Raw genomic sequence first — 13,043 nt, 5'->3', positions numbered from 1 at the left:
CGCCGGCCACCCCCCGGCGGCCACCGGTCCCGCCGAGCCGCCCAGCACCGCCACGGAGCGCACGCTGGCGGCCATCCTCGCCGAGCTGCTCGATGCCGGTGAGGTCGGGCGCCGCGACGAATTTTTCAACCTCGGCGGCGACAGCATCCTCGCGGTGCGGGTCGCCGCGCGGGCGCGAGACGCCGGACTGCCGTTGACCCCGCGCATGGTTTTCGAACATCCCGTGCTCCACGAACTCGCGGGCGCGCTCGACGCCAAGTCGCAGGCCGAAACCGTGTCCCAGGAAATGCAGGACACGCATCACGCGCCGATGAGCACCTCCGGCCTTTCCGCCGACGAACTGGCGGCGCTGACCTCCTCGTGGGGCAGCCAGCCGTGACCCGAGCCGACGAGCGACCGGCCATCGAGGACGTGATGGCGCTCAGTCCCTTGCAGCAGGGGCTGTTCTCGATGGCGGCGCTGGCCTCAGAAGCGGGCGCAACAGGGGCAGCGGAGTCCGACGGCGCCGACCCCTATGTCATCGCGATGGCCGCCGACGCGGTGGGCCCGCTCGACGTGTCCCTGCTGCGCGAGTGCGCGGCGGCGATGCTGGCCCGCCACCCCAACCTGCGGGCCAGCTTCGTGCACGGCAACCTGAGCCGGCCAGTGCAGGTGATTCCGAGCCGCGTCGAGGTGCCCTGGCGATGTGTGGCCGCCGCACCCGACGAGCTCGACACACTGGAGGCCGAAGAGCGGCGCAGGCCTTTCGACGTGGGCCGCGGGCCGCTGATCCGGTTCCTGCTCATCGAATTGCCCGACCAGCATTGGCGTCTGGCCATCGTCGCGCACCACATCGTGATCGACGGGTGGTCGCTGCCGCTTTTCGTCTCCGAGCTGCTCGCCCTGTATCGGGCGGGCGGCGACACCGCCGCACTGCCGGCGGCGCCGCGCCCATACCGCGACTACATCGGCTGGCTGGCCGCCCGGGATCAGGAGGCCAGCCGGGCCGTGTGGGCCCAGCACCTGAAGGGCCTGGACGGCCCGACCCTGTTGTCGCCGGCCCTCACCGCCACGCCGCCACCGGCGGGCATTCCGAGTCGCACCACCGTGCGGCTGGAACACGAGGCCACCGCCGCGCTGTCCGACACCGCCCGCGCGCGCGGGGTCACGCTTAACACGCTCGTCCAGCTAGCTTGGGCAGCAATACTTTCGGCGTTCACCGACCGCAGCGATGTGGCGTTCGGGGTGACGGTATCCGGTCGGCCCGGCGAATTTTCGGGCGTCGAGACGATGGTCGGCATGTTCATCAACACCGTGCCGTTGCGAGTGCGGCTGGATCCTCGCGACACCGTTGGGGTGCAATGCGTTGCCCTGCAACGCGAATCCGCCGCGTTGCGCGAACACAGCTACCTGGGGCACGCCGAATTGCGTTCCCTCGCCGGCGTCGGCGAGATGTTCGACACCCTGCTGGTGTACGAGAACTTTCCGCCCGGCGAGGTGGTGGGAGCCACCGAGTTCGCCGCAAATGGGGCGACCTTCCGTCCCGTGGCGCTCGAGAGCGTGTCGCATTTCCCGGTGACCATCGCGGCGCACCTGAGCGCGGGGGAGCTCACGGTGTTGGTCGAGGTGCTCGACGGTGCCCTGGGCGCGATGGCGCCCGAAGGCCTGGGCAGGCGGCTGCTGGCGGTGGTGCAGCGGTTGGTGGACACCTGGGACCGGCCGCTGCGCGAGGTCGATGTCCTGCTGGACGGCGAGCACCACTCGAGCGGCTCGTCCGGCATGCAGGAGCCCGCGGTCGTAGTGCACGCCCGGTTCGCCGAAATCGCTGCGGCCCAGCCTGATTCGGTTGCCATCAGCGGGACAGACGGTCGTCTGACGTACCGCGAGCTCGACGCGCTGGCCGACCGGCTGGCCGCCGCCCTACGCCGGGCGGGCGCGGGCAGCGAAACCCCCGTGGCCATCATGCTGCCCCGCGGGCCGAACTACGTGGTCGCGATGCTGGGGATCCTCAAGGCCGGCGCCATGATCGTGCCGCTGGATCCGGCCACGCCGCACGCGCGAGTCGACGACATCCTGCGCCAGACGTCGGCGCCGATCGTCATCGACGAGGCATTGTTCGCCGCGATGACGGCTGCGGCCTCCGCGCCCGCCGATCATCGGCCGCCCACGGTCCCACCGGACCATGCGGCATACGCCGTCTTCACCTCGGGCACCACCGGCGCACCGAAGGGCGTCGTCGGTACCCACCGGGCGCTGTCGGCTTACGCCGGCGACCACATCGACCGGGTGCTTCGGCCGGCCGCAGCGCGGGTCGGGCGGCCGTTGCGCGTCGTGCACGCCTGGTCGTTCACCTTCGACGCGGCGTGGCAGCCGTTGGCGGCGTTGCTCGACGGCCACTCGGTGCACATCGTCGACGACGACCGCCAGCGTGACGCCGAGGCCCTGGTGGACACGATCGACCGATTCGGCCTGGACATGATCGACACCACGCCGTCGCTGTTCGCCCAGCTGCACAGCGCGGGGCTGCTGCGCCGGGTGCCTTTGGCGGTGCTCGCGTTGGGCGGCGAAGCCCTGGGAATCGCGGCGTGGCAAGCGATCCAAACCGAATGCGCCCGAACCGCCATGACCGCCTTCAACTGTTACGGGCCCACCGAGACCACGGTGGAGGCCGTTGTCGCCGCCATCGACGAACACCCGCGGCCCACCATCGGGCGTCCCACCCGGACCACCCGCGCCTACATCCTGGACTCGTGGCTGCGGCCGGTGCCCGACGGCGCCCCAGGCGAGCTGTACCTGGCGGGCGACCAGCTGACCCGCGGCTACCTGGGGCGCGCCGGCGAGACCGCCGCACGGTTCGTCGCCGACCCCAACGGCCGCGGCCGCCGGATGTACCGCACCGGAGATGTGGTGCGCCGCATGCCCGACGGGGGTCTGGAGTTCCTCGGGCGCGGCGACGACCAGCTCAAGATCCGTGGCTTCCGCGTCGAGCCGGGCGAGATCGCCGCAGTGCTCAGCGGCCATGACGGGGTGCGAAGCGCTTACGTGACGGCCCGCAGCCACTCCAGCGGCCCCCGCCTCACGGCCTACGTGGCGGGCGGACCGAACCCGCCGGCGGCGGCCGAACTGCGTTCGATGCTGGTCGGTCGGCTGCCGCGCTACCTGGTCCCGCATCACATCGTCGTCCTCGACGAATTGCCGCTGACCCCGCACGGCAAGATCGACGAAAACGCCTTGGCCGCAATCCCGGTCGCCGAGGGCACGGCGGCCACGCCCGAGACGCCCACCGAGGCGGCGTTGGCCCAGGCGTTCGCCGACGTCCTGGGGCCCGGCGCCGTCGACGTCACGGCCGGCTTTCTGCAAATGGGCCTGGACAGCCTCGCGGCCTTGTCCGTCGTTCAAGCCGCCCGCCGCCGTGGCATCGCGATGCGGGCCAGGCTGATGACGGAGTGCGACACCATCCGCGAACTCGCCGCCGCCATCGACTCGGATGCGGTGCGGCCGACGGCCTTGGCCGGGGCGGTCGAGGTCGGCGAACCAATCCCGGTGTTGCCCAACATCCATTGGCTCTACGAGTACGGCGAACCGCGGCGGCTCGCGCAGACCGAAGTCATCAGGCTGCCCGGCACGATCACCCGCGACGGCCTGGATGCGCTGCTGGGCGCTGTCGTCGACGGGCACGAGGTTTTGCGCTGCCGCCTGGACTGCGACGCGATGACGCTTGTCGCACAACCGAAAACGAACATCCTTCGCGAAGCGTGGGCCAGCGGCGCGCTCGTCGACGAGGTCGCCACGCAAACCCGCGCCGCGGTCGAAAGTCTCGATCCGCAGGCCGGCCGGCTGTTGTCGGCGGTGTGGCTGCGCGAGCCCGACGGTCCCGGCGTGCTGGTGCTGACGGCTCACGTGCTGGCGATGGACCCGGCCTCGTGGCGCATCGTGCTGAGCGAACTTGACGCCGGCCTGCACGCCCTGGCAGCGGGACGCACACCCACGCCGGCGCGCGAGCACACCAGCTACCGGCAGTGGTCGGGGCTCCTGGCGGCGCGCGCCAAAACGCTGAGCACCCAAGCCTTCTGGGCCGCCGAACTGGAGGGAGTCGATCCGCCGTTGGGCGCCCGCCGGCTGCGACCGGAGGCCGACCGGGTCGGCGACGTGGCGATCAGCATCTCGAGTTGTGGGGCCGACCTGACCGCCCGACTGCTGGCCCTGCCGCGGCCGATGGACGAGCTGCTGGTTACCGCCGCCGCGCGGACGGTGACCTCGTGGCGGCGGCGACGCGGCCAGGAGACCCCGGCGCCATTACTGGCGCTGGAGACCCACGGTCGCGCGGACGTCGACGTCGATCAGACCGTCGACACCGGCGACACGGTCGGGCTGCTCAGCGCGATCTACCCCTTGCGCATCCACTCCGACGGGTCCACCGACATGGCCCGCATCCCCGGCAATCCCATCGATTACGGACTGCTGCGGTATCTGCGGTCCGATACCCAGCTGCGCGACCACCCGGAACCCCAGCTGCTACTGAACTACCTCGGGAGTGTCCACGTCGGCGTCGGCGACCTGCAGCTGGACCGCGACCTGATGGCCGAGGTGGAGCCGGTACCAGAACCCGAGCAGGCGGCGCGCCATGAACTGACCGTGGTGGCGGGCATCCTCGGCGCCGGTGAGGCGCCCGTGCTGGCCGCCCAGTGGCGCGCACTGCCCGACATCCTCGATGCCGCAGATATCGCTGCGCTGCAACAACTTTGGAACGACGCACTGTGGGAGATGGTGAGATGACCCCAACGCTTGCGATCCTGGGGGCCGGAGCCAAGGCGGTGGCCGTCGCGGCCAAGGCATCGGCGTTGCGCGACATGGGCCCCGATATCCAAGAGGTCCCGGACATCGTGGCGGTGGACCGCATCGGCGTCGGGGCTAATTGGCAGGCCAGCGGCGGCTGGACCGATGGGGCGCACCGGCTGGGCACCAGCCCGGAAAAGGACGTCGGGTTTCCCTACCGGTCGGCGCTGGTGCCCCGCCGCAACGCCGAACTCGACGAGCGGATGACCCGCTACAGCTGGCAGTCCTACCTGATCGCCACCGCGTCGTTCGCCGAATGGATCGACCGGGGCAGGCCGGCCCCCACCCACCGCCGGTGGGGCCAGTACCTCGCGTGGGTCGCCGACCAGGTCGGCCTGGGCGTCGTGCACGGCGAGGTCGAACGGCTCGCCGTCGCCGGCGACCGCTGGGCGCTGCACACGCACGAAACCACCGTGTACGGCGATGCCTTGATGATCACCGGCCCCGGCCAGGCCGAAAAGTCGTTGCTGCCCGGCAATCCGAGGATGCTGTCGATCGCCCAGTTCTGGGACCGCGCCGCGGGCGACGACCGGATCAGCGCCGAGCGGGTCGCGGTGATCGGCGGTGGCGAGACGGCCGCCTCGATGCTCAATGAGCTGTTCCGCCACCGTGTTTCGACGATCACCGTCATCTCGCCGCAGGTGACGTTGTTCACCCGGGGGGAGGGCTACTTCGAGAACTCCCTGTTCTCCGACCCCACCGACTGGACGGCCCTGACTCTCGACGAACGCCGCGACGCGCTGGCCCGCACCGACCGCGGGGTGTTCTCGGCGAACGTGCAGGAAGCGTTGCTGGCCGACGACCGCATCCACCACCTGCGGGGCCGGGTCGCGCACGCCGTGGGCCGCGACGGGCAGGTCCGGCTGACCCTGTCCACCAACCGGGGCAGCGAGAACCTCGAGACGGTGCATGGTTTCGACCTCGTCATCGACGGTTCCGGCGCCGACCCGCTCTGGTTCACGTCGCTGTTCAGCCAGGACGCGCTGGACCTGCTCGAGCTCGGGCTGGGCGGCCCCATGACCGCCGACAGCCTGCAGGAGGCGATCGGCCACGACCTGGCCGTCACCGACGTCACGCCCAAGCTGTTCCTGCCGAACCTGTCCGGGCTCACCCAGGGGCCCGGGTTTCCCAATCTGAGCTGCCTGGGACTGCTGTCCGACCGGGTGCTGGGAGCCACGGTGGGTGCAGCGGGTTCCGTCAACTACCGAACGACGAGGAGAAGCGATGAGCACCAACCCCTTTGACGACGACGGCGGTACGTTCTTCGTGTTGGTCAACGACGAGGACCAGCACAGCCTGTGGCCGGCCTTCGCCGACATCCCGGCGGGCTGGCGCGCGGCGTACGGCCAAGCCAGCCGGGAGGCATGCCTGGCCTACGTCGAACAAAACTGGACCGACATGCGGCCCCGGAGCCTGCGCGAGGCCATGGCCGCCGACTGACACCGCCGGCGCGCCTTTCTGGGCGGCTACACAGCTGCCGCATAGATTGTTCATGCGCTCTCCACATAGCTTGCTCGTAACGTGATCGCCCTGAGACACAGAACAACAGTCACAGAGGGCACACTTACAACAGATGTCATGGGCCAATGCGGTCCATGGGAGCACAGGGGAGGACCTGACCGTGCGAATCAAATCACTCGCCACCGGCGTGGCAGTTCTGGGCGCCGTCGGCGCGGCGGCCTTCGGCGCGACGTCCGTCGCATCCGTTGCCGACAGCTCCGCCCAGGTGCGGCTGGCCGCGGTCGGCGCGCCCCTGCCGCAAGATCCGGCGCCGGCCCCGGCCGCCAACGTCCCGACCGCCGCTCAGTTGACCGGCCTGCTCAATAACCTTGCCGATCCCAGCGTTCCGTTCGCGAACAAGAGCAACCTGGTCGAGGGCGGCATCAGCGGGATGGAAGCCCACGTTGCCGACCGCAAGCTGACCAAGGCCGCCAAGAACGGCGACCTGCCGCTGGCGTTCAACGTCACCAACATCCAAGCGGGCGGGCCCGGTTCGGCCACGGCCGATGTCGCGGTCTCGGGTCCGAAGATTCCGAGCCCGATCACGCAGAACGTCACGTTCATCAACAGCAACCAAGGCAGCTGGGTGCTGTCGCGCGCCTCGGCCATGGAGCTGTTGCAAGCCGCAGGACAGTGAACAAGTGGGGAACCGCGACGGGTTAGTCCCGATGGCGGCGACCCGCTTCGTCCGGCTCCGCCGGGCTCGCGATCGCCGCTAGTCCCGATGGCGGCGACCCGCTTCGCCCGGCTCCGCCGCGCTCGCGATCGCCGCTAGCCAGCCACCGCGCTGAGGTCGAGCCTGGCGATGCGCTCGGGGTCGGCCAGCACGTCGATCGCCGCCAAACGGCCGTCGCGCACCACGAATCCCATGATCGCCGTAGGCCGCCCGTCGACGAAGATCACCGCGCCGGCGGCGCCGTTGACCGTGGCGGGGCGCACCTCGCGCTCGGGCGCGGCGTAGCTGCGCGCCAGCTTGGCCACCTTGGAGGCGCCCTCGGCGCGGAACGTGGCGGCGCCCGACCCGAAGTCGCCGCGCAACACCACGCCGGGATCCAGCACCGACACCAGCCGGTCGAAGTCCCCGGTGCGCCCCGCCGCGAAGAACGCGTCGACGGCCTCGCGTTGCGCGCCGATGTCACCGTCGGGGGTCGGGTCGGCCTGCTCGATGCGCCGGCGCGCCCGGCTGGCCAGCTTGCGGGTAGCCTCCGGCGTCCGCTCGACGATGGGTGCGATCCGGTCGAACGGCACGGCGAACACGTCGTGTAGCACGAATGCCAGCCGCTCGGCCGGCGGCAACGTGTCCAGCACCACGAATAGCGCCAGCCCCACCGCGTCGGCCAGCATCGCCCGGTGTTCGGGATCGAATTCCCCTTCCGCATCCACGATCGGATCCGGCAGCTGCGCGACGAGCTCCTCTCGTCCGCGGGCATGACGGTCGCGCAACGTGTTCAGGCAGATGCGGGCCACCACGGTGGTCAGCCAGGCGTCGACGTTGGCGATCTCCAAATCCGTGCGGCTCAGCCGCAGCCACGCTTCCTGCACCGCGTCCTGGGCGTCGTCGATCGAGCCCAGCATGCGGTAGGCGATCGCACCCAGCCGCGGCCGCGCCGCCTCGAAACGTGCGGATAGCAACGCGTCCGGCGCCGTCACGCGCGGTCGGTCTCGGGCAGGGCGCACACCCGGTCTCCGGAAAAGCCGGACGAGCCGATGTCGAGCGCGATGTTGAACCGCGCGCGGAGATTCCCGAGCGTGATGACGTGGGTCAGCCCGACGAGCTGCGGGGTGTCGAAGTGGGCGCGCAGCGCATCGAATAACCGGTCGCTCACCTCGACCGGGGTGCGGCTGATCGCCGTCGCGTACTCCAGGATCAACCTGTCGAGGTCGGAGAAGCAGGGGGCGTTGCGGTAATCCGACAGGGCCAGCAGCTCTTTGTCGGTGATTCCCCACTGGCGGGCGATCTGTGAACCCAGGTCGATGCAGTACTCACAGCGCACGGTCGTCGCCGCCTTCAGCTCGGCCAGCGCGCGGTGGCGGGGACTGAGGATATCGAGCTTCGATTCGGCCTGCTCCAGCCTGCCGTAGGCGTTGAGCAGCCGCGGGATGTGCGCGTACATGCGCAGCGGCTCGAGCATGCCCGCGGTCTGAAGGCCGGTCATCTGCGCCAGCTTGCGCTTGGTGAAGAAGAAGGCGATCTTGGCGCCCAGGCCGGCGTCGCGGTCCGAGACTCCTTGAAGGCGTGGCATGGCAGTCCTCCTCGAGCGTGTCACCGAATGTGGTCCTGCTAGGTCGACACCCGGCGACGCACAAACGTGACCGCGCCCCAGAGCTACGTCGGCTGCCGCAGCGGCATGTCCATGTCGAACACCCGGGCGTGCAGCACGGTGCGATTCCGCAGCGCGGCGCGCACGGCGCGGTGCAGCCCGTCCTCGAGGTAGGTGATGCCCCTCCACCGCACCGCGTGCGGGAAGAGATCGCCGTAGAAGGTCGAGTCCTCGGACAGCAGGCGGTCCAGCGCCAGCACCGTCGTCGTGGTGACCAATTCGTCAAGCCGGATCTGCCGCGGCGGTATCTGGGACCAGTCCTTGTAGGACAGCCCGTGATCGGGATACGGCTTGCCGTCGCGCACGCCCTTGAAAATCATTGGCGGAGTTACGCGCACTTCCAGGAGGCTGCGCTTCGGTCCGATGGACACATGTTGGACAGGCTAGTCGGGAACTCGGCGGTGGTCGCCGTCAGCCGCCCGCCGAATGGCAGTCCGTCCCGCTTGACCCCGTAAAATGGACGCGATCAAGGAGGTGGAGCTGATGGGAAGCGCCGACGACCGTCGTTTCGAGGTACTGCGCGCCATCGTCGCCGACTTCGTCGCCACCAAGGAACCGATCGGTTCGAAGACCTTGGTGGAGCGTCACAACTTGGGCGTGTCGTCCGCTACCGTCCGCAACGACATGGCGGTGCTCGAGGCTGAGGGCTACATCGCCCAGCCGCACACCAGCTCGGGACGGGTGCCGACCGAAAAGGGCTACCGCGAGTTCGTCGATCGCCTCCACGACGTCAAGCCGCTGTCCTCGGCCGAGCGGAGCGCGATCCTGAGCTTCCTCGAGTCCGGTGTCGACCTGGACGACGTGCTGCGCCGGGCGGTGCGGCTGTTGGCCCAGCTGACGCGCCAGGTGGCGGTGGTGCAGTACCCGACGCTGTCCACGTCGACGGTTCGCCATCTGGAAGTGATCGCGCTGACGCCGGCCCGGCTGCTGATGGTGGTCATCACCGACACCGGCCGGGTGGACCAGCGCATCGTCGAACTCGGCGACATCATCGACGACCATCAGCTTGGCCAGTTGCGCGAGATGCTCAGCCAGGCGCTGGTGGGCAAGAGGCTCACGGCGGCGTCGACGGCGGTCGCCGACCTGGCCGGGGAGCTCGTCGGCCGGAGCGGGCCGGCCAGCAGCCTCAGCGACGCCGTGGGCCGCTCGGCGACGGTGCTGCTGGAGTCTTTGGTGGAGCACACCGAAGAGCGCCTGCTGATGGGCGGCACCGCCAACCTGACCCGCAACGCCGCGGATTTCGGTGGTTCGTTGCGGTCCATCCTGGAGGCCCTCGAGGAGCAGGTGGTGGTGCTGCGGTTGCTGGCGGCGCAGCAGGAAGCCGGCAAGGTGACCGTCCGCATCGGTCACGAAACGGCCGCCGAGCAGATGGCGGGGACCTCGGTGGTTTCCACCGCGTATGGCACCTCGGATACCGTGTACGGCGGCATGGGCGTCCTCGGGCCCACCCGGATGGACTATCCGGGAACTATCGCCAGCGTCGCTGCGGTTGCTCTCTATATCGGCGAAGTGCTGGGTGCCCGATGAAAGCGCACCCGCAAAGGAGTTTCTGGACGGCCGTTGCAGTGCGGCCTGAAAAGGCCTCTGGAAAGGCCTAGGAAGGTCAGGCGTGGCACGCGATTACTACGGGCTGCTCGGCGTGAGCAGGAACGCCAGCGATGCGGACATCAAGCGCGCGTACCGCAAGCTGGCGCGCGAGTTGCATCCCGACGTCAACCCGGACGAGGCCGCGCAGGCGAAGTTCAAGGAAATCAGCGCCGCCTATGAGGTGCTGAGCGATCCGGAGAAACGCCGGATCGTCGACTTGGGCGGGGACCCCCTGGAGAACGCCGCCGCATCGGCGGGCGGTTTCGGCGGCTTCGGCGGCCTGGGTGACGTGTTCGAGGCGTTCTTCGGCGGCGGCTTCGGCGCGGGCTCGGCCTCGCGCGGCCCGATCGGACGGGTGCGGCCGGGTTCGGACTCCCTGCTGCGGATGCGGCTGGATCTCGAAGAGTGCGCGACCGGCGTGACCAAGCAGGTCACCGTCGACACCGCGGTGTTGTGCGATCGATGCCAGGGCAAGGGCACCAACGCCGACTCAGTGCCGGTCCCCTGCGACACGTGCGGTGGTCGCGGCGAGGTCCAGACGGTGCAACGGTCTCTGCTGGGCCAGATGGTGACGTCTCGGCCATGTCCCACCTGCCGGGGCGTCGGGGTGGTCATCCCTGACCCGTGTCACCAGTGCATGGGTGACGGCCGGGTGCGGGCCCGCCGCGAGATCAGCGTCAAGATTCCCGCCGGTGTCGGCGACGGCATGCGCGTACGCCTCGCCGCCCAGGGCGAGGTCGGGCCCGGGGGAGGGCCGGCCGGCGACCTCTATGTCGAGGTCCACGAGCAGGCCCACGACATCTTCGTGCGCGAGGGCGACGACCTGCACTGCACGGTTTCGGTGCCGATGGTCGACGCGGCGCTGGGCGTCAGCGTCACAGTTGACGCGATCCTGGACGGCAAGAGCGAGATCACGATTCCGCCGGGCACGCAGCCCGGCACGGTCATCACGGTGCGGGGCCACGGGATGCCGCACCTGCGGTCTGGTGTCCGCGGCGATCTGCATGTCCACGTCGAGGTGGTGGTGCCCAGCCGGCTGGATCACCACGACGCCGAACTGCTGCGCGAGCTGAAGAGCCGCCGCAACCGCGATCTGGCCGAGGTCCGCTCGACGCACGCCGGCGGAGGGCTGTTCAGCCGGCTCCGCGAGACCTTCACCGGGCGCTAGTCGGGAACTGCCAGGGGCCGCGCGATGGTGGCGACGCTGTTCTATGTCGACGCACTGCCCGATCCCGGCGCGCTGGCCGTCGTCGACGGCGACGAGGGCTTCCACGCGGCCACCGTGCGGCGCATCCGGCCCGGCGAGGAACTGGTGCTCGGCGACGGCACTGGCGGCCTGGCCCGCTGCCAGGTCGAGCACGCCGGGCGCGACGGTCTGCGGGCGCGGGTGCTGGGGCGCTGGAGCGTCGCACCGGGCCGCCCGGCGGTCACGGTGGTGCAGGCGCTGCCCAAGTCCGACCGCTCCGAGCTGGCCATCGAATTGGCCACCGAAGCCGGCGCCGACGCGTTCCTGGCGTGGCGGGCGGCCCGATGCGTGGCCAACTGGGAGGGCGCCCGGGTCGACAAGGGTCTGCGCCGGTGGCGTGCCGTCGCCCGTTCGGCGGCCCGGCAATCCCGGCGGGCGCACATCCCGGCGGTCCACGGAGTGCTGTCCAGTGCCGAGCTGACCCGGCGGGTCCGCGAGCAGGTCGCCGCCGGATCGGCGGTGCTGGCCTTGCACGAGTCGGCGACCGAGCGGATTGCGGATATCCATGTGGCCCAAGTGGATTCGGTGTGGTTCGTGGTCGGTCCGGAAGGCGGCATCGCGCCGGAGGAGATCGCCGCGTTGACCGACGCCGGCGCGGTCGCCGTCCGCCTCGGCCCCCAGGTGCTGCGGACGTCGACGGCCGCCGCGGTGGCGCTGGGCGCGCTGGGGGTGCTCACGCCGCGCTGGGATTCTGCCGGTTTAGACGGCGGCGAATGAGTATGGTGCCCGCGCGCTGGCGCGTCTGGGGGCGCGCCGCCGCGACACTGAAAACTCGCACACGACACGCCGGCGCAGCTGTGCGTGGTTTCAGTCTCGGTGAAGCCGCTTCAGAACACGCTCAGCTGGCGTGCGATCTCCAGGTTTGATCGGTCTCCTTCGGCCTGCACGCCGAGCGCTTCCCAGGTGCCTCGTTGCGTCACCCACTGCACGAATGCGTCGGCGTCCGAAGTGATTTGGGCGGTCACCTCACCATCGCCGATGCAAAGCGTGCGCTCGCAGGCCCCGGTGAGCCGAACCTCCACCCGGCCATCGATGCGCTGCAGGAGGTCGCCGTTCTGTTGGGGTAACGCCGCCTCGATCCAGTCGACGGTCGGTTCAAGCCGCAGTCCGTCGGAAGCGGGAGCCTCCGCCTGCAGCGGGCCGTGCGGCTGCAATAGGTCGTACCTGATGTGTACGTAGTGCTCGAAGGCGAACGCCGTCGGTATCACCGACGCGGGATAGGTCCCGACATCGCCAAGCGGCACCTCGAAGTCTTGGCTCTCCGTCGCGGCGAGGACCTCGAGGCCTTTCAAGCTGACCGCCTCGTAGTCGTCGACGATCTCCTGGGACGTCATCGAGCGGCGCGACTCGACATACAAGTCCGCGGCCCGCTCCGCGGGCAGGCCTCCGGGATCGGGCAACCGCGACGGGTCGACCGCCAGCCAGAAACTGCAAGCCATGTGGGACACCACGTCTCGCACCGACCAGCCCGGGCATCCGCTTGCCTGGGCCCAGGCGGAGTCTCCTAGCTGGGGGAAAATCGCCAGCAGCGCCGCGCGGTCCGCCTCGATGGCCTGTATCGCTGAGCTCATCTC

The 13,043-nt window shown here is 70.0% G+C and carries 12 protein-coding genes; 8 read left to right on the top strand and 4 right to left on the bottom strand.

All coding sequences use genetic code 11. The features are described 5' to 3' along the window. The 5 genes from A5764_RS09145 to A5764_RS09125 all read left to right on the top strand — a co-directional run. Window positions 1-379 (top strand): phosphopantetheine-binding protein (locus tag A5764_RS09145; protein WP_156664586.1); only part of this gene is annotated, 379 nt, incomplete at its 5' end. Then, entirely contained in the window at window positions 376-4,755 is a 4,380-nt protein-coding gene (locus A5764_RS09140) for a non-ribosomal peptide synthetase (protein ID WP_197501243.1), read from the top strand. The genes A5764_RS09145 and A5764_RS09140, both read left to right, overlap by 4 nt. Then, complete coding sequence (gene mbtG, locus A5764_RS09135; RefSeq protein WP_067111938.1) at window positions 4,752-6,059, top strand: NADPH-dependent L-lysine N(6)-monooxygenase MbtG; 1,308 nt, start codon at window positions 4,752-4,754, stop codon at window positions 6,057-6,059. The genes A5764_RS09140 and mbtG overlap by 4 nt, the downstream gene beginning before the upstream one ends. Further along, the gene (locus A5764_RS09130; RefSeq protein ID WP_067111936.1) at window positions 6,040-6,255 is read left to right on the top strand and encodes an MbtH family protein; all 216 of its coding nucleotides are present in this window, start codon (window positions 6,040-6,042) and stop codon (window positions 6,253-6,255) included. Before mbtG ends, A5764_RS09130 begins: the two co-directional genes overlap by 20 nt. 181 nt (window positions 6,256-6,436) lie before the next feature. Next, the gene (locus A5764_RS09125) at window positions 6,437-6,952 is read left to right on the top strand and encodes a hypothetical protein (protein WP_231989654.1); all 516 of its coding nucleotides are present in this window, start codon (window positions 6,437-6,439) and stop codon (window positions 6,950-6,952) included. Window positions 6,953-7,086: 134 nt separating this feature from the next. On the opposite strand, the gene A5764_RS09120 is transcribed toward A5764_RS09125, so the two are convergent. The 3 genes from A5764_RS09120 to A5764_RS09110 all read right to left on the bottom strand — a co-directional run bounded on the left by A5764_RS09120 (window position 7,087) and on the right by A5764_RS09110 (window position 8,956). Beyond that, window positions 7,087-7,965 carry a sigma-70 family RNA polymerase sigma factor gene (locus tag A5764_RS09120; protein WP_067111930.1) on the bottom strand — a complete coding sequence of 293 codons (879 nt, stop codon included), beginning with the start codon at window positions 7,963-7,965 and terminating at the stop codon, window positions 7,087-7,089. Then, on the bottom strand, window positions 7,962-8,558 hold the full coding sequence (locus tag A5764_RS09115; protein WP_067111927.1) for a carboxymuconolactone decarboxylase family protein: 597 nt from the start codon (window positions 8,556-8,558) through the stop codon (window positions 7,962-7,964). The genes A5764_RS09120 and A5764_RS09115 overlap by 4 nt, the downstream gene beginning before the upstream one ends. Window positions 8,559-8,641: 83 nt before the next feature. Next, complete coding sequence (locus tag A5764_RS09110; protein WP_067111925.1) at window positions 8,642-8,956, bottom strand: type II toxin-antitoxin system VapB family antitoxin; 315 nt, start codon at window positions 8,954-8,956, stop codon at window positions 8,642-8,644. 163 nt (window positions 8,957-9,119) lie between these two features. On the opposite strand from A5764_RS09110, the gene hrcA reads away from it, so the two are divergent. From hrcA to A5764_RS09095, 3 genes are all read left to right on the top strand, one after another. Further along, entirely contained in the window at window positions 9,120-10,163 is a 1,044-nt protein-coding gene (gene hrcA, locus A5764_RS09105; RefSeq protein ID WP_067111943.1) for a heat-inducible transcriptional repressor HrcA, read from the top strand. An 82-nt stretch (window positions 10,164-10,245) separates the two neighbouring features. Next, a complete protein-coding gene (gene dnaJ, locus A5764_RS09100) occupies window positions 10,246-11,391 on the top strand; it encodes a molecular chaperone DnaJ (protein ID WP_067111923.1) in 1,146 nt (381 codons plus the stop codon). Between the two features lie 24 nt (window positions 11,392-11,415). Continuing rightward, window positions 11,416-12,186 (top strand): 16S rRNA (uracil(1498)-N(3))-methyltransferase, encoded by a 771-nt coding sequence (locus tag A5764_RS09095; RefSeq protein ID WP_067111921.1) that lies wholly within the window; start codon window positions 11,416-11,418, stop codon window positions 12,184-12,186. Between the two features lie 110 nt (window positions 12,187-12,296). On the opposite strand, the gene A5764_RS09090 is transcribed toward A5764_RS09095, so the two are convergent. Then, window positions 12,297-13,040, bottom strand: coding sequence for a maleylpyruvate isomerase family mycothiol-dependent enzyme (locus A5764_RS09090; RefSeq protein WP_082951597.1), 744 nt, complete (start codon window positions 13,038-13,040; stop codon window positions 12,297-12,299). Window positions 13,041-13,043: the final 3 nt, after the last annotated feature.

The organism is Mycobacterium sp. 852002-51057_SCH5723018, from assembly GCF_001667035.1.
In the GTDB taxonomy this organism is placed as follows: Bacteria; Actinomycetota; Actinomycetes; order Mycobacteriales; family Mycobacteriaceae; genus Mycobacterium.
The sequence above is the reverse complement of the archived record's forward strand: the minus strand, read 5'-3'. Positions and strand labels throughout refer to the sequence as shown.